We start from the raw sequence: 21,235 nt of genomic DNA, 5'->3' as shown, positions 1-21,235 counted from the left end.
ATCAGGTCAGGACGATCCCCGTACCGTTCTCCGGGGCCTCGTTGCCGTTCTTCATGCTCTCGATGATGATCCGGATGACCTCGATGATCGCCCCGACGATCTCCCCGAGAATCTTGATGTCCTCGAGCAGTCGGTTCTTCCCGTCCAGGAAGTGCAACAGCGCCAGACGGTGCACCTGCCCGCTCTGCATGATCTCCGTCGGGACGTTCACCGACCAGGACTCGGTCCGGTCGCTGGGCTTGAACGGGATGGCCGTCCCGTCCACGCCGTACTGCTGCTTCACGTCGCGGACGTTCTCCGGCCACAGCACCCGGTCCTGGGCGTCCAGCACGATCGGCGCGACGCTGCCCGTGTACCCGCGCAGCGCCCAGGTGCACCAGATCCGGGTGGTCCCCGTGATCGTGCCACCCGCGCTGAGCTGGGCCGTCGTGTTCATCCACCGGGCGGTCCCGAGGTGGACGTCGCCGCTCGACGCGGTGCGTGCCGACCAGTCCGTGACCGTGTTCGACGCCCAGAGTGCCGCGCTGTCCGCGCCGTAGACGACCAGGTTCCCGTCGTCCTGCAGCACGAGCCGCGTGCCCGGGTGGCCGTCGGTACCCGTCGCCCAGTGCGGCGCGGCCCCGGAGTAGAGGACGGCGTTCCCGTCGCCCTGCATCACGACCCGGTCCGCGCCGCTGCCGACCGTGTCGCTCGCCCACAGCGCCTGCCCGGAATCGTTGCGGTAGAGGACGAGGTTGCCGTCGCTCTGCAGGACCAGGCGGACCTTGCCGTTCGCCGAGTCGAGGTGGCCGTCGACGCCGAACGATTCGTCGGTGTGCAGCGTGTCCATCGTCTTGTCCCTTTCTCGAACCGCCCCGTCGGCGGAATACGAGAAAGTGTCGTGACGATTCCGGGGCCGATCGTCGACCCGCAGATGGCACCTCGGCGTCCACCCACGGGTGGACGCGACGGCCCTCAGACCTGCTTGCCGAGGGTGTCCGCGCGGGCCTTCGACGGCTGCACCCGCTTCGGCTCGCCGGGCATCTTGGGGTACTCCGGCGGATAGGGCATGTCGCCGAGGTCGTGGTCGCGCTGGTCGCGCTCGACCCACTCCAGCACCGTCTCCAGCCCGGCCGGGGCGTCGTGCAGCCCCGCGTGCGCGTCGCCGCGCTCGGCGAGCAGGCCGGGACCCGTCAGGACGGTGAAGTCGTCCGGCTCGGCGTCGGGCAGGTCGGCCCAGGTCAGGGGGAACGACACCGTCGCCCGTGGCGTGCCGCGCACCGACCAGGCGGACGCGATCGTGCGGTCCCGGGCGGCCTGGTTGAAGTCGATGAAGACGCGCTCGCCGCGCTCCTCCTTCCACCAGTCGACGGTGGCCTGCTCCGGCAGCCGCCGGCACACCTCGCGCCCGATCGCGATCACGCACCGGCGCACCGCGACGAAGTCCCACTCCGGCCGGATCGGCACCATCACGTGGATGCCACGCCCGCCGGAGGTCTTCGGCCAGCCCACGAGCCCGGCGTCGGTGAGCACCTCGCGCAGCGTCGCTCCCACCACGGCGGCGTCGGCGAAGTCGGTGCCGGGCTGGGGGTCGAGGTCGATGCGCAGCTCGTCGGGGGCGTCGACGTCGGGGCGGCGGACCGGCCAGGGGTGGAAGTCGAACGTCCCGAGGTTGGCCGCCCAGGCCAGGACGGCCGGCTCGGTCGGGCACAGCACGTCCGCGGCGCGCCCGGAGGGGAAGCGGACCTGCACCGTCTCGACGTAATCGGGAGCCCCCTTGGCCAGCCGCTTCTGGTAGAAGAACTCGCCCGTCACGCCGTCGACGAACCGCTTGAGGTGCGTCGGGCGGTCGCGCAGCACCCCGAGCAGCGGGTCGGCCACGGCGACGTAGTACTCGACGACCTGCCGCTTCGTGATCCCCGGCTCGGGGAAGTAGACCTTGTCGGGGTTCGAGACGCGCACCTCGCGCCCGCCGACCTCGAGTTCCACCGCCGGTGACCGCGCCACGGCTCCGGACGCTACCGTGAGTGTCATGACCTGGGCCGCTCGTCCGGATCCGGCTCGCCGGTTCCACGACGACCTCGTCGGGCTCGACCCCGACGACCCGGAGGCGCGCGCGTTCGCCGAGCACCTCGACCGGATGGAGCGGGTGCGTCCCATGTTCACCGTCGAGGGCGAGCTGAACGGGGTGCGCGACTTCGCGGAGTCGGCCAACCGCAGCGGCGGTCTGCAGCGGTGGGCGGCGTGGCTGCTCGTCGTCCTCGTCCTGCTGGGCGCGGGCTACGTCGTCTACGGCGTCCTGGAGTTCGTGCTCACGGCCTACCTGGGGTGAGTTCGCCGCGCGGACGGCGGGGCAGCGACGCGGGAACGATGCGAGGCCCGGACGTGCACGCCGCGGCGCCGTGCCACACCGTGCTCGCCTCGAGGCGCGACCGTGCGCCCAGCTTGGCGAGGACGTGCGTGACGTGCACCTCGACGGTCTTCTCGCTGATCCGCAGCCGTCGCCCGATCGCCCGGTTCGTCAGGCCGCGGGACAGTTCGGCGAGGACCTGCGTCTCGCGGGCCGTCAGGGTGTCGATGCCTGGTACTAACGGCGGGTCGTCCGGCGCGGAGGTCGTCGGAGACCCGGCGCGTTCGAGCGTCCGCCGGATCCCCCGGATCCGACCGGTCGCGCCGAGGGAGACGGCGAGGCGTTCGGCCTCCCGCAGCACCTCGACGGCGGCCGCTCGGCGGCCGACGTCCAGCATCGATTCCCCCTGCCGCCACGAGCAGTACGCGACCGCGGGCAGCTCGCCCCGGGCCCACCACAGCCCGGCCGCGTGCTCCCAGTCCTCGGGGCGCCGCTCCCCCTCCGCGCGACCCGCCTCCGCCCGGCAGAGCACCAGGTGTGCCTCCGCCGCCGAGCGGAGAACGGGGTCCCCGCGGTCCACGCGGTCCGCCAGGGTGTCGAGGCGTCGGACGAGCCGGTCCAGTGCCTCGGGATCGGGGTCACCGGCCTCGGCCCGGAACCCCGTGCACAGCACCGGCGCAACGACCCAGGCCCCGCCACGCCCCGTCGCGAGCCGCTGCGCGACGAGGCGTCGGGCCGTGCCCCGGTCGCCGCGCGCGAGGGCGAGGCGGGCTCGCAGGTCGACGACGTCGTCGGCGAAGCGGGTGTCCCCGACCGTCTGCGCGAGACCGGGGACCACCGCCAGCCTCTCGTCCGCCGCGTCGAGGTCCCCACGCCCGAGCACGAGCCGGGCGGCGACCAGCAGGAGGCGAGGGGTCGGGACGTCGGGGGCGTCGAGCTCCGACGCCGCCTCGTCCCAGCGGCCGAGGCGCACCAGCGCATCGGCGAGCACGGCGCGCAGGCCCAGGGCGGCCGGGTCGGAGCGCCGCGGCTCGGGGAGCTCCCCGAGCACTCGCCGGGCGAGGGCCACCCCGTCGTCGAGCCGTCCCAGCGGACCGCAGAGTAGCCCGGCGAGGGTCTCGTGGGCGGCGAGGGTCGCGTCATCGTCATCGCTGCGGCCCGCGACCGCGAAGCACGCGGCGAGCACCTCGTCGTGCTCCGGCGGCGCGGCGCGGCGCTCGAGCGGGACGCACAGGCGCGCCCGCTCCCCGGGCAGGACCTCGCCGTCGAGGACCTCCCCGAGCAGCCCGTTGACCAGCGCGTAGCGGTCGCGGTCCACCGTCACCACGGCGCCCTCGACGGCGGCCCGCACGGCAGCCGTCAGGTGTGGCTCCCCCAGGTCGAGCATGGAGGCGAGCAGGCCGTGGGGGACCGGCTCGCCGACGACCGCCAGCGCCCGCGCGACCGTCCGGGCGCCGTCGGGCAGGGCGTCGAGCCGGTCGAGCGCGAGGGCCCGCAGGGTGACCGGGAGCTCGTCGTCACCGGCCTCGATGCTCGCGAGCGCGATCGCCGGATTGCCGCAGGAGCGTTGCCACACCCGTCGGGAGAGCCCCCCGTCCCGACGGGTCGACCGTCGCACGAGTTCGTCGACGCTCGGCTCGGTCAGAGGCGAGAGCTCGCGAGGGCGGACGGCCCGGTGGGCGCCGAGGCGGGCCAGCACCGTACTCAGACCAGGCAGCCGGCGGGCGACCTCGGTCCGGTAGGTGGCCACGACCAGCAGCGACCCCCGGTCCGGCTCCGCCAGCAGGTAGTCGAGCAGGTCGGTGTACGAGGAGTCCCCGAGGTGCAGGTCCTCGACGACCAGGACGGTCGGGCCGGAGCGGGCGAGGCGCGACAGGAGGTCACCGACCCCGGTGAGCACCGCCCCCGGGTCGACCTCGTCGTCAGCCAGCCCGAGGCGGCGCCGCAGCGCGGCGACCACCGTCCAGCAGGGGCGCTGCCCCGCGACCGTGACGGCCTGCGCGACGACCGCGTCGACGCCGTCGGCGCGGACGCGCTCGGTGAAGGTCGCGACGAGCTCGGTCCGCCCGATCCCGGCCTCGCCGCCCAGCAGGACGATCGAGCGGGCCCCCCGTCGCGTCTCGGACCAGGCGTCGAGCAGGAACGCCATGTCGTCGTCGCGCCCGACCAGAACGCCCATCCGACTGTCCCCCGACCTCGACCTTGCTTCGAGTGTCGCCAGTGGGTGACCGGGTTGTCAGGGTCCTTAGCTCGTTCGTCTTAAGGGACGGGCGTCCTCCGGTGACGCTGGGAGAGCGTCTCGGAGCGAGGGGTCACGACCGTCGCTCCCCGCGCCGCCGGGCTCACTCAGCGCGCCGGTCCGCGTCAGGGATCTCTCGGATGGTGTGGGGAGTGGGCGGGCCACGAGCATCGAGTGTGTGCGGTGAGCCGCCGCCCAGGTGAGGGAGGGCCCATGAGCGACCGCGTCACCGTCGCGGTGCACGCACTCGACCCGATCTCGCGGGCCGGCGTCGCGAGCCAGCTCCGCTACCGGCCCGAGGTCCACCTCGTCGACACCGACCGGCCTGCCGACGTAGCTCTCGTCGTCGTCGACCGGATGGACGAGGAGGGGGTGCAGCTGGTGCGCGCGCACCAGCGCGCCGGGTGCCGGGTCGTCGCCGTGGCCACCAAGCTGGACGCGGCCGACCTGCTGGTCGCGGTCGAGGCCGGGTGCGCCGGGATGCTGCGCCGGGTCGAGGCGCTCCCGGAGCGACTGGTGTCCGCCGTGCAGGCTGCGGCCGCCGGCGAGGGGACGCTTGCGCCGGACCTGCTCGGACGCCTGCTGGAGCAGGTCGGGCGGATGCAGCGCGACGCGCTCACCCCGCGAGGACTGACCGCCTCCGGCCTGACGAGCCGCGAGGTGACCGTGTTGCGGATGCTCGCGGAGGGCCACGCGACCGAGGAGATCGCGGCCGAGCTCTGCTACTCGGAGCGCACCGTGAAGAACGTGATCCACGAGGTCACCTCCCGGCTGCGGCTGCGCAACCGGGCCCACGCCGTGGCGTTCGCCCTGCGCGAGGGGCTCATCTGATGATCCACGAGGTCGACGAGGCGTTGCGTCGGCTCGTCCGCGAGGAGGCGCTCGGGGCCGCCGACGTCGATGTCGTCCTCGACGCCCCGACCCGCGAGTGGGCCGCACGACGCAGCGCCCCGACGGTCGACCTGTACCTCTACGACATCCGGGAGGACCTCCGCCGGCGCGAGCGCGGAATGATCAACGAGTACGACGACCGCGGCACGATCGTCGCCCGACGCCCCCCGCCGCGGCACGTCAAGCTCTCGTACCTCGTCACCGCCTGGACCCAGCGACCCGAGGACGAGCACCGCCTGCTCGCCTCGATGCTGTCCACCCTGCTCGCGCACGAGAGCCTCCCGCCGGGCGTCCTGGGGACGACCCTCGCCGGGTACGGGGTGCCAGTCCCGCTCGCGGTGGCGCTGCCCCCGCCCGAAGATCGCTCCTTCGCCGACGTCTGGAACGCGCTCGGCGGCGAGCTGAAGCCGTCGCTCGACGTCGTCGTGACGGCTCCGTTGGTCACGGGGACGCGGTGGCCGGCGGGGCCCGCGGCCCGAGAGATCGTCGTCGACCTCTCCGAGCGTGAGCGTCCCGCGTGAGCCCGGGGGCGGATCACGCGCACGTGCTGGGGCGCCTGGCCGTGGTGGAGGCCAGGGTCCGCCGGGCGGTCGCCGCACGGCGCACCACCGACCCCCAGCCCGACGACCCGTTCCGCGGCCTGTACGTGTCCGACCATCGCGTCGAGCAGCTGCTCGACGAAACCGAACGGCCGGTCCCCTGGCCCGATCCGGTGGACGAGGCACTGCTGCGCCGGGTCGAGCAGGACGCGGACGCGGCGCGCGGTCCCGTCCGGCTGCGGCTGCTCGCCGAGCGGTTCGGGCTCGTCCCCCTCGACGTGGAGCTGCTCCTCCTCGCGACGGCCCCCGACCTCGACAGCCGCTTCGAGCCGCTCTACGGCTACCTCAACGACGACGTCAGCCGTCGGCGGGCGACGATCGGCACGGCGCTGCGGCTGTGCGGGTGCGCCGAGGCCCGGCTCGACGGCCGGGTCCGGTTCGGGCACGACGCACCACTGGTCGCCGGCGGGCTCGTGGTGATCGACGACGCCGAGCGGCCTTTCCTCTCCCGGGCGCTGCGCGTCCCGGACCGGGTCACCGCCCACCTGCTCGGGGACGACCGGCCCGACCCCGCCCTCCTCGACGTCCTCGTCGCGCCACCTCCGGTGGGCCACCTGCCGCTCCCGGGCGACGAGGCCCTCGCCGGTGCGCTGGACCGCGGGGCGTGCCTGGTCTACCTGCGCGAGCAACCGGGCGCCTCGGGTTCCCTGCTCGGGGCGACGGCGCTCGAGCGCGTGGGCCGCCCCGTCCTCACGGTCGACGCGACCCGGCTCGCGGCCACGGCGGACCCGGTCGCGACGGCGGGTGTGCTCGTCCGGGAGGCCCGGCTCGCCGGAGCCGGACTCGTCGTCGAACCGGTCACGGCCCTCGCCGACCGGCCCGCCCTGCTGCGCCTGCTGGCGACGGCTCCGGTGTCGGTGCTCCTGGTCGGGCCCGGGGCCTGGGACCCCGGCTGGTCGTTCGAGCCGCCGCTGCAGTTCACGGTGACGGCGGCCGGGGTCGAGGTGCGGGAGTCGACCTGGCGCTCGATGCTCGGCGCGCGGCTGGGCGAGGGGGTCGACCCCGCCCGGGAGACCGCACAGTTCCAGCTCGACCCGCCGCAGATCGCGCGGGCCGCGCGGGCCGCCGTCCTGCAGGCCGACCTGACCGGGACCACGGTGGACGGCCCGTTGCTGCGGCGCGGGGCGCGCGAGCAGAACGCGGCCGGTCTCGAGGGACTGGCCCGGCGGATCGAACCCGCCGTCGGGTGGGACGACCTCGTCCTGCCCGCTGCCGTCCTGACGGCGCTGCACGGCCTCGCCGCCCGCGCGCGGCATCGGGACCTGGTGCTCGGGCGCTGGCGCATGCGCCCGGGCGGGGGTCGGGGGCACGGCCTCATCGGCTTGCTCACCGGCGAGTCGGGCACCGGCAAGACGATGTCGGCGGAGGTCCTGGCCGCGGACCTCGGGCTGGACCTGTACACCGTCGACCTGGCGAGTGTGGTGGACAAGTACGTCGGGGAGACCGAGAAGAACCTCGAGAAGATCTTCGTCGAGGCGGCGCGGGTGAACGGGGTGCTGCTGTTCGACGAGGCCGACGCGATCTTCGGCAAGCGCTCCGACGTCCGCGACGCCCAGGACCGCTACGCGAACATGGAGAGCGCCTACCTCCTGCAGCGCATGGAGTCCTTCGACGGGCTCGCCCTGCTCTCGACCAACCTGCGCGCCAACCTCGACGACGCCTTCGTGCGCCGCCTCGACGTCATCGTGGACTTCCCGACGCCGGGCGAGGCGTTGCGTCGCGCGCTCTGGGACCGGTGCCTCGGCACGCGCCTCCCCCGGGCCCACGATCTCGACCTCGACTTCTGCGCCCGCGCCTTCGACCTCGCGGGCGGGAGCATCCGGGCCGTCGCGGTCACCGCCGCGTACCGCGCCGCCGAGGCCGCCCGGCCGGTGGAGATGGGCGATCTCGTGACCGCGGTGGCCGCGGAGTACCGCAAGCTCGGCCGGCTGTGCCTGGACCGCGAGTTCGGCGCGTACGCGGACCTGGCGGGCTGATGCCCACCCGTTGCCCGGACGGGCAGTCCCGCTGCCCGGACCGGCTCCCGGACACACCTGCCGTCGGGTGGGCTGCCGCCGGAGGCTGGTCGGGTCGGACGACCGAGAGGTGCCGGACGTGCCCGTGACCTGCCGGTACTGCCACGAGTCCAACGACGGCGAGGCCGCGTTCTGCCGCCACTGCGGCCGCTACCTCGGATGGAGCAACGGGCCCGGGCACGACGACGCCGAGACGACCGCGCCGTCGACCAAGCCGCTCTGGCCGGAGGGCGAGGCGCCGGGAGCCGGGGGCGCGGACGTCCCCGACGGGCAGCGTTCCGGAGCCGAGATGACGCTCGATCCGGCCGAGAGCGGCGTCGAGCCCGGCGCGTCGGTGACGATCGCGGTGACGGTGCACAACACCGGGACGCAGGTGGAGTCCTTCCGCATCGCGGTCACCGGTCCCGCGGCGGAATGGGCGACTCCCGACCCCGACATGCTGTCGATCTATCCGGACGGCCAGGACCGCGCGACGATCACGTTCGCTCCGCCGCGGTCCATGACCGCGCCGGCGGGCCGGGCCCCGTTCACCGTGCGCGCCGACTCGCAGGTCCACCCGGAGCTCAGTACCTATCGCCACGGCCGCCTCGCGATCGGCGAGTTCCACCAGCTCTCGGGCGAGATCTCGCCCGCCGCGCAGCGGGCACGGCTGCGCAGTCGGTACGCGGTGACCCTATCCAACCAGGGCAACGTGCTCGAACCGGTCGCGCTCGAGGCGTTCGACGAGGACGAGCAGCTCCGCCTCACCCTCGACCGCGGCGACCTCGCGGTGGCACCCGGGAACACAACGGTGCGCCTCGTCGTCCGGAACCGCCTGCGCTGGCTGGGGAAGCCGACCCAGCACCCGTTCACGGTGCGTGTGACACCCCGGCCTCCGGCGCAGAAGGTCGAGCTGCGGGGCACGCGGGAGGTCGTGCCGCTGCTGTCGCGGTGGATGGTGATCCTGGCCGCGGTGCTGGCCCTCCTCGGAGCGGGCGCCGGGGTCGCCACGGCGCTCGGGATCAACCCGCTCGACCTCATCACGGGCCGCGAGGCCCCGCCGCCCGCCCCGGCCCCGAGCACTACGCCCGCTCCCGGCGGCGCAGATCCGGGCGGAGCCGCGGCCGCACCCGCCCCGGGTGGCGCAGCGGACAAGGCGCCGTCGAGCCGCGCCACGGAGCCGTCCGAGGTCTCGTCGGGCGAGGCCGAGGCTCCGCCCGCGTCCGTCCCCAGCGTCGCGCTGCCACCTGCCGTCCCGCCCGTCGTGCCGCCGGCGGCGAGCTCCACCACGACGACGGCGTCCAGCGAGACCACCACGACCACGACGTCGGTCTCACCACCGACCTCTCCCCCGGCGGGGGCGTCGCCGGATTCCGAGGCGCCAGAAAGCTCCGGACCCTCCCCTGCACCCGGCGGGGGTGCCGGGCCCTCATCTGGGTCCGTCCCGGGGCCGGCCGCAGGTCCACCGGGAGCACCCGGCACTCCGGGCGCGCCCGGCACTCCGGGCGCCCCCGGCGCCCCCGGCGCTCCGGGCGCCCCCGGCGCTCCAGGTGCACCCGGCGCTCCAGGTGCACCCGGCGCTGCAGGAGCACCCGGCGCCCAGGGACCGGCCGGAGCCACGACGGTCATCCTCTCGCTCGGCGTCGTCATCGACGTGGACAACGGGGTGACGGCGCCGATCGGCGTCAATGCACCGGCGGGTGTGGACCTGCTCGTGACCGCCGGACCGGCACCCGAAATCCAGCCCGTCCCGAGGCGGCAGATGATCCTGCTCCGCGGTGGTACTCCCCAAGAGTTGCAGTCCCGGTGCAGCGACGTCGGCCTTTCGCCCGAGCCCATCAAGGTCTCCGACCTCCGTATGAACGACGCGTTGTGCATCGCCACCGAGCCGGAGAACCGCGGGGTCCTCACCGTCACGTCCCTCCCGAGCGCCACGGACCCGACCCTGCGCGGCAGCTTCAGTCCCAACCCCCGCGCGAACTGACCGAGGAGATGTGATGCGTGGACACGAGCACGGCGGCGAGGAGCACGGGGGCGATCTGCGCCCTCGCGGAGACCGCGTGACATCGGACGAGGATTCGACCTCGTTCGAGGCGGCTGCGGCGGGACGGCCGGACGTCCTGGGCGCGCGGGGCATGCTCGGTCTGCAACGCGCGGCCGGGAACGCCAGCGTGTCGGGGATGGTCGAGGAGGAACGTTCTCCTGTCCTCGACGTGGTGAACTCCGGCGGCGGCGCTCCGCTCGACAGTGCAACCCGCACCGATATGGAGACCCGCCTCGGCCACGACTTCTCCGACGTGCGCGTGCACACCGGCTCCGACGCTCACGAATCGGCCAAGTCCGTCCAGGCGCACGCCTACACCGTCGGCTCGAACATCGTCTTCCAGCGCGACCGCTACGACCCGTCGTCCACGGCCGGTCGCACGATGCTCGCGCACGAGTTGACGCACGTGATGCAGCAGCGCAGCGGTCCGGTGGACGGCACGCCGACGGCGGGCGGCATCCGTGTCAGCGACCCGTCGGATCGCTTCGAGCGGGAAGCCGTGGAGGTCGCGGAGCGGGCGGTGCCGGAGTCTCCAACGTCACCGGCCGCGGGCGGAGCACCCGTTCAGCGGCAGGATTCCGAAGTCGAGTCTGCCAGCCCTGAGGCGCCGGAAGAAGTGTTGCCAGAGGGCTCCTGATAGCCCGCCAGGATTGCCGTTGCCGGATCGTGCCTCACAAGACCTTGTGCCCGCCCTGAACAGTAGGCCATCAATCTTCGTCGCGCCCACGAAAGTCCGGCCCCATCTCGACGTCCCCTCCCAGACGGTCTTTCTCGGAACCACTCCCTTTCTTGCTATTCTCGGACCGGGGCATGATCTCTGGAGATTCGCGGTCGCCTCCTTTCTCGTACCACTCTACCCTGTCTTCGTGCTTCATATTCAGGCCTCGCGTCTTGAAATGCACGACGACTGCAGGATCATGGTCCACGGTGCGATCGGCGACCGGATACGACTTCCCGCCGTACATCCACCGCCTTTGCTCGTACGGCTTTGCCCGATCCTCCGGCCTGATTCGATCGGCCACAAATTTGTCCCTATAATCCTCCACTCTCTTGCTGTAAGTGGTCGGATAGAAGCGAGAGCGCCACCCGAGTCGGAAAGCTTTGTGAAGTATGTACTTAACCTTTCCTCCGGAAGTGACTAGCTGGGCGTATTTCGACTTGTGTTCGCCGCCCGAGCGCAAGATGGCCACACCTTCGTCACGCCCAACTGCGACATCGGCAAGGAAGGCGTTGATTGGCAGCAAGCGCGTGACACCAGATCCTGCATACCTTGACCCTCGCGGACTGGTTGAATCGACGAATCGCACGGTAACAACCAGCTCGGGCGAGCCAACGGAGATTGGACCCACACCCGCAACCACCGCCGAGTACAGCTTCCCATCATAGTGTTTAGCCAGAATCTCGCGGCCGATATATTTGCGAGCCTCCTTCTCTTTTTCGTCAAGCCCATCGACCATAGCCTTCGACTTGAGTTCCTGAGCCCGCTGGACCTCAGCGTGAATCGCCCAACGCTGGCCATCTCTCCGCGGCTCGACAACGCTCAACCCGAATCGGAGGCGCACCACCTTGAGAAGTGGCGCAAGAACTTGGACACCGACCTTTCGGTTCGCGAAGCGGTTGGCGACGGCCAGGCCGGCCCCGAGCCCTTTCTCCAGCCTCTGCTGACGTCCCTGAGTAGAGTCATCCCCGCCGTAGAGCTTCGACTTCAGCCGCTTCTTTCCTGCCTCGGCCTTCCCCCTGACCCATGCCGTGCCGGACTCGACCTTGGCCTCCGCCGCCGCGCGCATCCTGTTGAAGCGCTTGATCAACGGCCCGGCCAAGCGGAGGCCCATCCCGATCACGTGGTCGAGAGCCCCCCGGACCGGCTTCTGCATCCGTTCCACGATGGCGCGGATGCGCTGCCCGATCCCGCGGAGGCCGAGGACGCTCGCGAGGAAGCCGATGAGCGTCGGGACCATCCCGCCGAGCACGCTCTCGACCTTGCTGACCACGGCTCCCACGCTGCCGCGGGCGACGTCGCTGATGGAGTCGAGCACCGTCTCGACGAGCTTGGTCAGACGGGCGGCGTTCTCGCGGAAGAACACGACGATGTCGTAGATCAGCTTGAGTGCCTTGATGATGCCCGCGGCCGGGTTGAGGATGCCGATCAGCCACGTGACACCCGCCGTCAGGACCCGGGAGATCACGAACTCGCGGACCTGACCCAGGAGCATCTCCTGGAGGTTGCCGAGCCGGGCGAGCAGCATCTGCCACAAGCCGGCCACGCCCTGGCCGGACAGCAGGCGGAAGACCTCGACGCCCTTCTCCACCGCCGACATCGCGCCCTCGCCGATGCGGGTGACGACGCGCGTGCGGATCGCGTTCCAGGTCAGCCCGAACAGCGAGGCCAGCATCGAGACGATGCCCTTCGCGTCGAACGTCGCCGGGATCTGCACTCCGCCCTCGGCCAGCGCGCCCAGCAGCCAGCCCATGAGGCCGCGCTTCAGGTGCTCGCCGATGTTGGCGCGGAAGCGCAGTATGCCGCCCTTGACGCCGGCGACGAGATTGCCCAGGAAGGCCACCGGGCTGCGCACGATGCTCCCGACGACGCCGGCCCCGCGGCCCAGGACCCCACTGAGCTGGTCCTTCATCCGCCACGCGGCCTTCGCAGCGGCGATCCCGCGCGACCACCAGCTGTCCCCGTCCTCCTCGTCGCGCTGAGCGACGACCGGCGCCGACCCGCCACCGCGCGCGAGGAGTCCGGCGACGGCCGCGTTGCCCGCGGTCGCCTGCCAGCGCAGGACGGTCTGTGGGGCCGTTCGCGGCGGTGCGGCGGACAGGGCCGCCGGCTGGGGGCGCCGCTCGGGTTCCGGGTGCCGGGCTCGGGTCGTCGTCATCGCCGCCGCTCTCGTCCGGGGACGCGTCGCCCGATCGTCGCCCGGCCGGCCCCGCCCGAGCGGGGCCCGACCGTGCACCTCCGGGCGCGGCGCGGTTGCCCGAACGGGCAGGTCCGCGACGGTGGCGTTCGCGCAGTCCCCCTTCCCGACGGCGGGTCCGAAGAGCCGTCCTCGACGGCGCGGCCGGCGGAGAGGCTGGTCGACGCCGGATCAGGGTCGACGAGGAGGCTCGATGCCCACTTACCTCTCGCCGGGGGTGTACGTCCAGGAGGTCGAGCCGAGCTCGCGTCCGATCGAGGGCGTCGGCACCGCCGTCGCCGCGTTCGTCGGCTTCGCCGAGACCGGGCCGGTGAACGCGCCCCAACTGGTCACGAACTGGAGCCAGTACACGCGCCTGTTCGGCGAGTTCGTCGACGGCATGTACCTGGCCCACGCGGTGTACGGGTTCTTCCAGAACGGCGGCGGCAGCTGCTACGTCGTCCGCGTCGGATCGTCGGGCGACCCGTCGTCGAACGGCCGGGGCGACGGACGAGCCAGGAGCCAGGGACGGCGTTCGTCCTCGCGGCCGGCTGCCGAGTCGTCGCAGACGGTGCGCGGCGGGTTCCGCTTCGGCGTGCGGACCGACGGCGACGGGGCCGGCGAGGTCACCCTCGAGTTCACGGCCGTCGAGGGCGAGGACGTGCCGCCCGGCTCGTTCGGTCTCCTGGTGAAGCGCGGCAACCAGACCGTCGAGAGCTACGAGCGGCTGACCGTCGCGCGCGGCGACGAGAACGTCGTCACCGTCCTGACGGAGCGGTCAGGCCTGATCACGGTCGAGGAGATCGCGCCGGGCGTGACGACGGAGTCGCCGGAGCCGGGCTCGGTCACCCTCGGCCCCGACGCCCCCGCCGCCCCGACGCCCGCCCGGCTCGAGCCCGGCGACTTCGCGGGGGATGTCGGCGAGCGCACCGGCATGGGCGGGCTCGCGGCCATCGAGGAGATCACGATGGTCGCCGCGCCGGACCTGATGAGCGCCCACCAGCGCGGGGTGATCGACGACGACGGGGTGCGCGCCGTGCAGCGCGCCATGGTCGACCACTGCGAGCAGATGGGCGACCGCGTCGCGATCCTCGACCCGCCGCCGGCGCTCTCGGCGCAGGGCGTGCGGAGCTGGCTGCAGGACGACGCCGGGATCGACTCCAAGTACGCGGCGCTCTACTACCCCTGGATCCAGGTGCAGGACCCGGCGAGCGGCGGACCGACCTTCATCCCCCCGAGCGGTCACCTCGCCGGCATCTGGGCCCGCAACGACGACACGCGCGGGGTCCACAAGGCGCCGGGCAACGAGATCATCCGCGGTGCGACGGGCCTCCAGCTCGGGGTCACCCGGGGCGAGCAGGACCTCCTCAACCCCATCGGCGTAAACTGCCTGCGGGGCTTCCCGGGGCGGGGCCTGCGCGTGTGGGGGGCTCGGACGCTCTCGTCGGACCCGGCATGGCGCTACCTGAACGTGCGACGCCTGTTCAACTACCTCGAGGAGTCGATCCTCGCCGGGACGCAGTGGGTCGTCTTCGAGCCCAACGACGAACCGCTGTGGGCCCGCCTGCGCCGCACCATCGGCGCCTTCCTCGTCACCGAGTGGCGCAAGGGCGCCCTGTTCGGGACGACGCCCGACGAGGCCTTCTACGTCAAGTGCGACCACGAGACCAACCCGCCCGAGGTCATCGACGCCGGTCAGGTGATCTGCGACATCGGAGTGGCGCCCGTGAAACCGGCCGAGTTCGTCGTGTTCCGGCTGGCCCAGTTCAGCGGCGGCTCCGGCGCCGTCGACGAATGACCTGAGAGGGGCGATCAGCCATGCCACTTCCCGAGATGGATTCCTCGGTCGGACACACCTTCGGCCTCGAGGTCGACGGCGTCACCATCAAGCAGATCACCGAGGTGTCGGGCCTGACGATGGAGCAGGACGTCATCGAACTGAAGGAGAACACCGCCGCCGGCAAGTACGTCATCAAGAAGCTCCCGGGCCGCCCGAAGGCCGGCCAGGTCGTGCTGACCCGCGGCCTCACCGACGACACGAGCTTCGAGAAGTGGATCAAGGACTCGCGGTTCGGGAAGATGCCGGACGCCCGGAAGAGCGGCGCCGTCGTCGTCTACGACCACAACAACACCCCGCTCAAGCGCTACACCCTGACCAATGCGTGGCCGTCGAAGCTGGAGATCGGCACGCTCAAGGCCGGGGACACCAACGTGCTCACCGAGAAGCTGACGGTCACGTACGAAGAGATGGCGCCCGCGTGATGCGGCGGGCCCTCAGCGCCGTCGATCCCGTGGCGGACGCCACGAGCGAGGCGCAGCCGCGCGAGACGATGCGGACCGAGTTCGCGTTCGAACTGCCGCGCGGGTACGTCGACGAGTCCGGCACGTTGCACCGTTCCGGGGTCATGCGGCTGGCGACGGCGCGCGACGAGCTCATCCCCCTGCGCGACGACCGCGTGCGGGAGAACGCCGCGTTCCTCACCGTGGTGCTGCTGGCCCGGGTCATCACGCGGATCGGCACGGTCACCGACGTCCATGCGGGCGTCGTCGAGGACTTCTTCGCCGCCGATCTCGCGTTCCTGCAGGACTTCTACCGGCGCATCAACGCCGAGGGGCACACCCGTGTCCCGGTCGCCTGCCCGAACTGCGAGCACGGTTTCGACGTCGATCTCGGCGGTGGGCGCCTGGGGGAATCGTGACGTACGCGGCCGACCGCCTCCACGAGGAGGTCGCGTACGTCGCGTACCACTTCCACTGGTCCCTCGACGCCATCCTCGATCTCGAGCACGCCGAGCGCGCCCAGTGGGTGAAAGAGATCGGCCGCATCCACACGCGTATGGGACAGGGGGTGTGAGCACCGTGCGGTTCCCCTGGCGGCGACCGGCGACCGCCCGCCCGTCCCCGGCGGTCCTGCCCGCCCGGGCCTGGACCGACGTCGCGCCCCTGCAACGGGTCGTGGGACCGATCGCACCGGTCGCATCCCGCGACGCGTTCACCGCGACGTTGACCAGCTGGCGCGACCCGTCCTTCCTGGCGCCGCTCGGGCACCTCCTCGACGCGGACGCACCAGCCGGCGTCGTCCACGACCTCGCCCGCCCGGTCGAGCGTCCGGCCACCACGGACCCCCTGCTCCTCGCGCCCCGCCCCGCACCTCCGCGGCGGCGAGGGCTCCAGCGGGTTCTGGACGCGCTCATGCCCCTCGCCCGGCCCGAGCCGGCGCCGACCCCCGTTCCCGACGACGGGTCCGCGGCCCCCGTCCGGTCTGTCGCCCCCTCCCCGCCCCCGCGTCAGGCGCTACGACGGACGGTCGAGACGCTCCCCGGGGAGAGCACGCCCACGGTCCTGCCGGCGCCGGCCGCCGACCTCCCGTCGGTGGGATCGGACGCGGAGCTCGCGGCCCCGGACGAGGCGCCGCTGCTCAGCGAGGGGACTCGCGAACCGCCAGTCGAGCCATTGTCGGCGGCGAGCGCTCCCGTCCCGACGACGACGCCCGAGCCGGCACCCGCCGGCGGTCCGCCGCCACCCCCTGTCCCGGCCATGGCCGACCGGCCGGGCGAGGTGGACGGGCCTGCGCGGCGACCCGGGCTGCAACCGCCCCTCGACGCCTCGCCGGTCCAACGTGCGCTCGGCACTGGCGAATCGCCATCGGTCGTCGGGCCATCGGCGCTGCCGGTGACGCCACCGGCGACGCGTCGGCCCGGCCTCGGTGCCCCGCGGAACGAGGCCGTGACGCCCGCGCGCGAGCGCACCGACGCCGCGGGGGACAGGACGGTCGCGCCCGTCGTCGGCGACGTGATGGCGATCCCGCCCGGTCCCGACGACGGGTCGGCGGCCTCCGTCCAGCCGCTCTCTTCCGACCGTCCGATCGGCCTCCCGGTACAGCAGGCGCACGCGCCACACCCGGCCCCGTCCCGACCCGAGCTGGCCGCCGACGCCGACGCCGACGCCAACGCCGGGGCCGACGAGCCGCACCTGCAGCGAGCGCACGCATCTGGGCCTGCCCCCTCCGCTCCGCTCCCGCCGGTGGCACCCGGCCACGGGTCGGCAGGCCGGTCGCCCGCCGACGACACGCTCGAACCGCGACAGCGGACCCACGCCGCGGCACCGATCCCGATCGAGCCCGATCGCGGGCCGACCGAGACCGTGCTCCCACTCTTCCCCGACGGCGGGATCGGTTCTCTCCGACACCACACCCACCCATCAAATCCGGACCCGGAGGACCGCGGGCCCACCGACACTGTGCTCCGACTCGCTGGCGACGACCACGACGCGATCGGGCCCCTGCGACACCACCCGCGCCCATCGAGCCCCGAGTCGGACGACCGTGGACCGACCGGCTCCCTGCGTCCGTTCTCCTCCGATCATGCGCACGCCACGGGTCAGGCGGCCGACGAGTCCGGGCCCGACGAGACCGTGCGCCCGCTCCTGGACGAGAGCGCGATCGACACCCTCCTGCACCATGCACACCTACCGACTCCGAGCCCGGACGACTCCGGCTCGACCGACGGCGTCTCCGAACCCCCGGTCCAGCGCGCGCCGGCCTCGATCCCGCTCGGGAGCCGACCCGTCGCGTCGAGCACCGTCGGCGGCCCGTCGACCGCCACCGCCACGCCACCCCGGGTGGCCGTCGCGACCAGCGCTCCCCCGACGAGAGGGGACGCGCCGGCCCCGGTCCCGTCCGCTCCCGGGACGTCGACCGGCCCGGTCCGGCCTCTCCTCGCCCACCCCACGATCGGCCGGCCGATCCAGCGAGCGCACGCCTCGGGCCCCGAGCCGCTCGGACCCCTCGCGCTGACGAGTCCCCCGACCCAGGTGACCACCCGGGAACACTCCCTGGTCGTCGCCCACCCCCCGACGGCTCCCGCCGGCACCAGGCCCCTGGCAGCGGCTCCGCCGGCCGTCGTCGCGGTGCCCGTCCCCAATACCGGCTCCCCCGCCGGTCCCCTCGCGCCGTTGCCGCTCCCACCGCCACCCGCCGCCGTGCAGCGGGTCCCGGACGAGCCCCCACCAGCGCCACCGCCGCCGCCACCGACACCACCGACCCCGGCGACCGAGTCCTTCGTACCGACCGAGCGGCAGGCCGACGCTCGCGCACCGGCGCTGCCCGCGCCCGCTCCGCCGTCCCCGGAGGAACTGGCCCGCACGCTCTTCGACCCGCTGCTACGCCGGCTGCGTGCCGAGCTCCGCCTCGAACGGGAGCGACGCGGCCTGCTCTCCGATCTCCGCCACTGACCCCGACCACCCAGGAGGAGCACGGTGACGACACCGGTGACCCCGCGGACCGCCGACCCCGCCGTGAGCGTGTGCTTCACGGTCACCATCGACGACCAGAGCCTCGGGGTGTTCAACGGCTGCGAGGGCCTCGGTTGCGAGGTCGTCCTCGAGCAGCGCGAGGAGGGCGGCAACAACGCCTTCGTGTGGCAGCTGCCCTCCCGCGTGAAGTACTCGACCATCAAGCTCAGCCGGCCCGTCACCCGGGAGAGCGCCCAGATCGCCCGGTGGATCTCGAGCGTCGTCACCGGGGTCGGTGAGAAGACCGGGTGCATCAAGGCGCTCACGCTCGACGGCGACCTGGTCGCGCAGTGGGACCTGCTCGACGTCGTCCCGGTCCGCTGGAGCGGACCGTCGCTCTCGCCGGACTCGCCGAAGGTGGCCACCGAGACGATCGAGATCGCCCACCACGGCTTCCTCCCCCCGAGCGGGCGGTGACCGATGCCCCTCCCGACGGTGATGGGCGCGGCCGGCGCCGGGTCGGCCACGGCGAAGCGGCACAACTCGAAGCTCGAGTACGCCCACCTCGAGATCCGCTCGCCGCCGCCGGGCGGCACCCGGTCGACGCCGGGTCCGGTCGCCGACCGGGTCGAGTTCCAGTTCAACCCGCGGGAGCTGACGCTGACGAAGACCGCCAAGTGGAAGCGCGAGTCCGAGCGCAGCGCGCAGAAGAGCGGCGCGCCCCAGTTCCTGGGGGCCGAGCCCGCCAAGCTCTCGCTGGAGATGTTCCTCGACGCCAGCCGCTCGATGGACGACAGCGTGGTGCGTCGCGTCGAGAAGCTCTTCGCGTGCTGCGTGCCCACCGAGGCCACGCGCCACCAGCAGAAGGCGTCCCCGCCGTGGGTGGTGTTCCGCTGGGGGGCCCTGACGGGCTTCCCGGCCCACGTCACGACGGTCTCGGCGCGCTACACGTTGTTCACCCCCGGCGGCCTCCCCGTGCGCGCGGTCTGCACGATCGCCCTCGAGGAGATGGGCGGCGAGGTCGGCGGCCAGAACCCGACGTCGGGTTCGCTGTCGGCCCGTACCGCCCACGTCCTCCAGCCCGGTGAGTCGCTCGCCGCGCTCGCCCACCGCTCCTACGGCGACCCCACCCGGTGGCGCGCGATCGCGGCCGCCAACGGGATCGACGACCCGATGCGGCTCCCGGTGGGCCGCGCCCTCCTCGTGCCCTCGCTCGAGGAACTGGCCGAGGGTGGCACCGGATGAGCAACGAGCAGATCACCAGCACCCTGCTGGTCGAGGTCGACGGGGCGGACCTACGGCCCGAGGTGGCGGTCCGGATGACCTACGCCTACGTCGACGACAGCCGCCTGCTCCCGGACCTGTTCGTGCTCCGGTTCCGCGATCCCGACCGGACCGTGCTCGCCGCGGGCCGCTTCCGGGTGGGCGCCGCGGTCCGGCTGCGCGTCCGCACGAGCGACGCGGCCGCACCGCAGCTGCTGCTCAGCGGCGAGGTGACCGCCCTCGGGGCCGAGATCGACGACGGCGGGTCGGTCACCGAGGTCCGGGGCTACGACCATGCCCACCGCCTGTATCGCGGCCGCCGCGTCGAGGCCTACGCGAACATGTCGGTCAGCGACGTCGTCCGCACGGTCGCCCAGCGCGCGGGCCTGCGCGTCGGGCAGGTCGACGGCCTCACCTCCCCGCCGCCGGACACCCAGATCACGCAGGACAACGTCTCCGACGGCGAGTTCCTGCGGCGGCTCGCCGACACCGCGGGCACCGAGGTCAGCGTCGTCGACCGCACCCTGTCCTTCTGCCGCCCGACGGCCGCCACCGCCGCCGCGGGGGCCGGCACCCGCGCCCTGCGCGACCCGCAGGTGCTCGAGGCCGGGCGGAACCTCACGGTCCTGCACGCCTCGGTCAGCTCCGCCGAGCAGGTCGACGAGGTCGAGGTCCGCGGGTGGGATCCGCTCGCCAAGCGCGCGGTCACCGCCACGGCCCCCGCCCGGGCGACCACCGCGGCGACCGGCGCCGACCCGCAGGAACTCGCCCGCGAGTTCGGCCACGGCACCGTCGTCGCCACCGACGTCCCGTACCGCACCCAGGACGGTGTCCGGACCGCGGCCCGGGCCCTCGCCGAGCAGATCGCGGGCGCCGCCACCGAGCTCGACGGCGTCGCCCGCGGCAACCCGGCCCTGCGGGCCGGCAGTGCGGTGTCGCTCGCGGGGGTGGGGGCGCCCTTCGAGGGCACCTACACCCTCACCACCACCCGCCACCTCTTCTCCGACGACGTGGGCTACTCGACGGCCTTCACCGCGTCGGGAGGACAGGAGAGGTCGCTCTACGGCCTGACGACGGGAGGGCGCGAGCGCGCCGCACCGGGCCTCGTGCCGGGCGTCGTCACCGACGTCCGCGACCCGCGGCGTATCGGCCGGGTCAAGCTCGCCTTCCCGTGGCTGGGCGAGCACTACAGCAGCGGCTGGGCCCGCACCGTTCAGCTCGGCGCGGGGAAGGAGCGCGGCGCGATGATCCTCCCCGAGGTGGGCGACGAGGTGCTGGTCGGCTTCGAGCAGGGCGACCTCGACAGTCCCTACGTCCTCGGGGGTCTCTACAACGGGCAGGACGCCCCCGCGTCCTGCGGCTACGAACCGGTCGACCGCAGCACCGGCCGCGTCGGCGGGCGTCGGCTCGTGTCCCGCACGGGCCACCGGCTCGACCTCGTGGAGACCGCCGACCGGTCCGCCGTGGAGCTCGCCACCGACGACGACCACCAGGTGCTCACCCTCGACCGGACCGGCGACGAGATCACGCTGAGTTCCTCGGGCACCGTGCGCATCGCGGCCCGGCGCGGGATCACCGTGGACGCCGGCACCGGCACGCTCGCCCTCAAGGGCGCGCAGGTGACGGTGAACGGCACGACGTCCGTGGAGGTGGAGGGGCCGCGCGTGAAGGTCGGCGGAACCGCGTCGGCCGAGCTCACCGCGACCGGACCGGTCTCGGTGCAGGGCACCCCCGTCCGGATCAACTGAAG

The 21,235-nt window shown here is 73.2% G+C and carries 18 protein-coding genes; 14 read left to right on the top strand and 4 right to left on the bottom strand.

Going from position 1 to position 21,235, the window contains the following annotated elements; translation table 11 throughout:
• Position 1: 1 nt before the first annotated feature.
• On the bottom strand, positions 2-829 hold the full coding sequence (locus tag QRT03_RS11485) for a hypothetical protein (RefSeq protein ID WP_286052885.1): 828 nt from the start codon (positions 827-829) through the stop codon (positions 2-4).
• A 125-nt stretch (positions 830-954) separates the two neighbouring features.
• Positions 955-2,013: a non-homologous end-joining DNA ligase gene (gene ligD, locus QRT03_RS11480; protein ID WP_286052884.1), complete on the bottom strand. Its 1,059-nt coding sequence runs from the start codon at positions 2,011-2,013 to the stop codon at positions 955-957.
• Between ligD and QRT03_RS11475 the strand changes: the two genes are divergently transcribed.
• Positions 2,012-2,311, top strand: a complete 300-nt coding sequence (locus tag QRT03_RS11475) for a hypothetical protein (RefSeq protein ID WP_286052883.1) — start codon at positions 2,012-2,014, stop codon at positions 2,309-2,311. The two genes, ligD and QRT03_RS11475, sit on opposite strands and share 2 nt — an antisense overlap.
• On the opposite strand, the gene QRT03_RS11470 is transcribed toward QRT03_RS11475, so the two are convergent.
• Positions 2,292-4,508: a LuxR C-terminal-related transcriptional regulator gene (locus tag QRT03_RS11470; RefSeq protein ID WP_286052882.1), complete on the bottom strand. Its 2,217-nt coding sequence runs from the start codon at positions 4,506-4,508 to the stop codon at positions 2,292-2,294. The genes QRT03_RS11475 and QRT03_RS11470 overlap by 20 nt on opposite strands.
• 273 nt (positions 4,509-4,781) lie before the next feature.
• On the opposite strand from QRT03_RS11470, the gene QRT03_RS11465 reads away from it, so the two are divergent.
• From QRT03_RS11465 to QRT03_RS11445, 5 genes are all read left to right on the top strand, one after another.
• Complete coding sequence (locus tag QRT03_RS11465) at positions 4,782-5,399, top strand: response regulator transcription factor (protein WP_286052881.1); 618 nt, start codon at positions 4,782-4,784, stop codon at positions 5,397-5,399.
• Positions 5,399-5,980 (top strand): Pvc16 family protein, encoded by a 582-nt coding sequence (locus tag QRT03_RS11460; protein ID WP_286052880.1) that lies wholly within the window; start codon positions 5,399-5,401, stop codon positions 5,978-5,980. Before QRT03_RS11465 ends, QRT03_RS11460 begins: the two co-directional genes overlap by 1 nt.
• Positions 5,977-8,034 carry an ATP-binding protein gene (locus QRT03_RS11455; RefSeq protein ID WP_286052879.1) on the top strand — a complete coding sequence of 686 codons (2,058 nt, stop codon included), beginning with the start codon at positions 5,977-5,979 and terminating at the stop codon, positions 8,032-8,034. The genes QRT03_RS11460 and QRT03_RS11455 overlap by 4 nt, the downstream gene beginning before the upstream one ends.
• A gap of 118 nt (positions 8,035-8,152) precedes the next feature.
• The gene (locus tag QRT03_RS11450; RefSeq protein ID WP_286052878.1) at positions 8,153-10,036 is read left to right on the top strand and encodes a COG1470 family protein; all 1,884 of its coding nucleotides are present in this window, start codon (positions 8,153-8,155) and stop codon (positions 10,034-10,036) included.
• A gap of 76 nt (positions 10,037-10,112) precedes the next feature.
• Positions 10,113-10,733, top strand: a complete 621-nt coding sequence (locus QRT03_RS11445) for an eCIS core domain-containing protein (protein ID WP_345783244.1) — start codon at positions 10,113-10,115, stop codon at positions 10,731-10,733.
• A gap of 70 nt (positions 10,734-10,803) precedes the next feature.
• Here QRT03_RS11445 and QRT03_RS11440 read toward each other — a convergent pair whose 3' ends face one another.
• Positions 10,804-12,972, bottom strand: a complete 2,169-nt coding sequence (locus tag QRT03_RS11440; RefSeq protein WP_286052876.1) for a phage tail protein — start codon at positions 12,970-12,972, stop codon at positions 10,804-10,806.
• A 232-nt stretch (positions 12,973-13,204) separates the two neighbouring features.
• On the opposite strand from QRT03_RS11440, the gene QRT03_RS11435 reads away from it, so the two are divergent.
• The 8 genes from QRT03_RS11435 to QRT03_RS11400 are packed head-to-tail and all read left to right on the top strand — an operon-like array spanning position 13,205 to position 21,233.
• Entirely contained in the window at positions 13,205-14,788 is a 1,584-nt protein-coding gene (locus QRT03_RS11435) for a phage tail sheath family protein (protein WP_286052875.1), read from the top strand.
• 35 nt (positions 14,789-14,823) lie between these two features.
• Complete coding sequence (locus tag QRT03_RS11430; RefSeq protein ID WP_286052874.1) at positions 14,824-15,252, top strand: phage tail protein; 429 nt, start codon at positions 14,824-14,826, stop codon at positions 15,250-15,252.
• The gene (locus QRT03_RS11425; RefSeq protein WP_286052873.1) at positions 15,252-15,689 is read left to right on the top strand and encodes a hypothetical protein; all 438 of its coding nucleotides are present in this window, start codon (positions 15,252-15,254) and stop codon (positions 15,687-15,689) included. Before QRT03_RS11430 ends, QRT03_RS11425 begins: the two co-directional genes overlap by 1 nt.
• Positions 15,686-15,844, top strand: a complete 159-nt coding sequence (locus QRT03_RS11420; protein WP_286052872.1) for a DUF6760 family protein — start codon at positions 15,686-15,688, stop codon at positions 15,842-15,844. Before QRT03_RS11425 ends, QRT03_RS11420 begins: the two co-directional genes overlap by 4 nt.
• A complete protein-coding gene (locus tag QRT03_RS11415; protein ID WP_286052871.1) occupies positions 15,841-18,222 on the top strand; it encodes a hypothetical protein in 2,382 nt (793 codons plus the stop codon). Before QRT03_RS11420 ends, QRT03_RS11415 begins: the two co-directional genes overlap by 4 nt.
• 24 nt (positions 18,223-18,246) lie before the next feature.
• Positions 18,247-18,699 carry a phage tail protein gene (locus tag QRT03_RS11410; protein WP_286052870.1) on the top strand — a complete coding sequence of 151 codons (453 nt, stop codon included), beginning with the start codon at positions 18,247-18,249 and terminating at the stop codon, positions 18,697-18,699.
• A 3-nt stretch (positions 18,700-18,702) separates the two neighbouring features.
• Positions 18,703-19,467 carry a CIS tube protein gene (locus tag QRT03_RS11405; protein WP_286052869.1) on the top strand — a complete coding sequence of 255 codons (765 nt, stop codon included), beginning with the start codon at positions 18,703-18,705 and terminating at the stop codon, positions 19,465-19,467.
• On the top strand, positions 19,464-21,233 hold the full coding sequence (locus QRT03_RS11400) for a VgrG-related protein (RefSeq protein ID WP_286052868.1): 1,770 nt from the start codon (positions 19,464-19,466) through the stop codon (positions 21,231-21,233). The genes QRT03_RS11405 and QRT03_RS11400 overlap by 4 nt, the downstream gene beginning before the upstream one ends.
• Positions 21,234-21,235 lie beyond the last annotated feature (2 nt).

The sequence above is a fragment of the Actinomycetospora termitidis genome (genome assembly GCF_030286555.1).
Taxonomy (GTDB): domain Bacteria; phylum Actinomycetota; class Actinomycetes; order Mycobacteriales; family Pseudonocardiaceae; genus Actinomycetospora; species Actinomycetospora termitidis.
The sequence above is the reverse complement of the archived record's forward strand: the minus strand, read 5'-3'. Positions and strand labels throughout refer to the sequence as shown.

Excerpts from the sequence above, each read along its gene's own strand:
- QRT03_RS11485 (WP_286052885.1), bottom strand. The coding sequence starts at position 829 with ATGGACACGCTGCACACCGACGAATCGTTCGGCGTCGACGGCCACCTC.
- QRT03_RS11475 (WP_286052883.1), top strand. The coding sequence starts at position 2,012 with ATGACCTGGGCCGCTCGTCCGGATCCGGCTCGCCGGTTCCACGACGAC.
- ligD (WP_286052884.1), bottom strand. The coding sequence starts at position 2,013 with ATGACACTCACGGTAGCGTCCGGAGCCGTGGCGCGGTCACCGGCGGTG.
- QRT03_RS11470 (WP_286052882.1), bottom strand. The coding sequence starts at position 4,508 with ATGGGCGTTCTGGTCGGGCGCGACGACGACATGGCGTTCCTGCTCGAC.
- QRT03_RS11465 (WP_286052881.1), top strand. The coding sequence starts at position 4,782 with ATGAGCGACCGCGTCACCGTCGCGGTGCACGCACTCGACCCGATCTCG.
- QRT03_RS11460 (WP_286052880.1), top strand. The coding sequence starts at position 5,399 with ATGATCCACGAGGTCGACGAGGCGTTGCGTCGGCTCGTCCGCGAGGAG.
- QRT03_RS11440 (WP_286052876.1), bottom strand. The coding sequence starts at position 12,972 with ATGACGACGACCCGAGCCCGGCACCCGGAACCCGAGCGGCGCCCCCAG.
- QRT03_RS11435 (WP_286052875.1), top strand. The coding sequence starts at position 13,205 with ATGCCCACTTACCTCTCGCCGGGGGTGTACGTCCAGGAGGTCGAGCCG.
- QRT03_RS11430 (WP_286052874.1), top strand. The coding sequence starts at position 14,824 with ATGGATTCCTCGGTCGGACACACCTTCGGCCTCGAGGTCGACGGCGTC.
- QRT03_RS11425 (WP_286052873.1), top strand. The coding sequence starts at position 15,252 with ATGCGGCGGGCCCTCAGCGCCGTCGATCCCGTGGCGGACGCCACGAGC.
- QRT03_RS11405 (WP_286052869.1), top strand. The coding sequence starts at position 18,703 with ATGCCCCTCCCGACGGTGATGGGCGCGGCCGGCGCCGGGTCGGCCACG.
- QRT03_RS11400 (WP_286052868.1), top strand. The coding sequence starts at position 19,464 with ATGAGCAACGAGCAGATCACCAGCACCCTGCTGGTCGAGGTCGACGGG.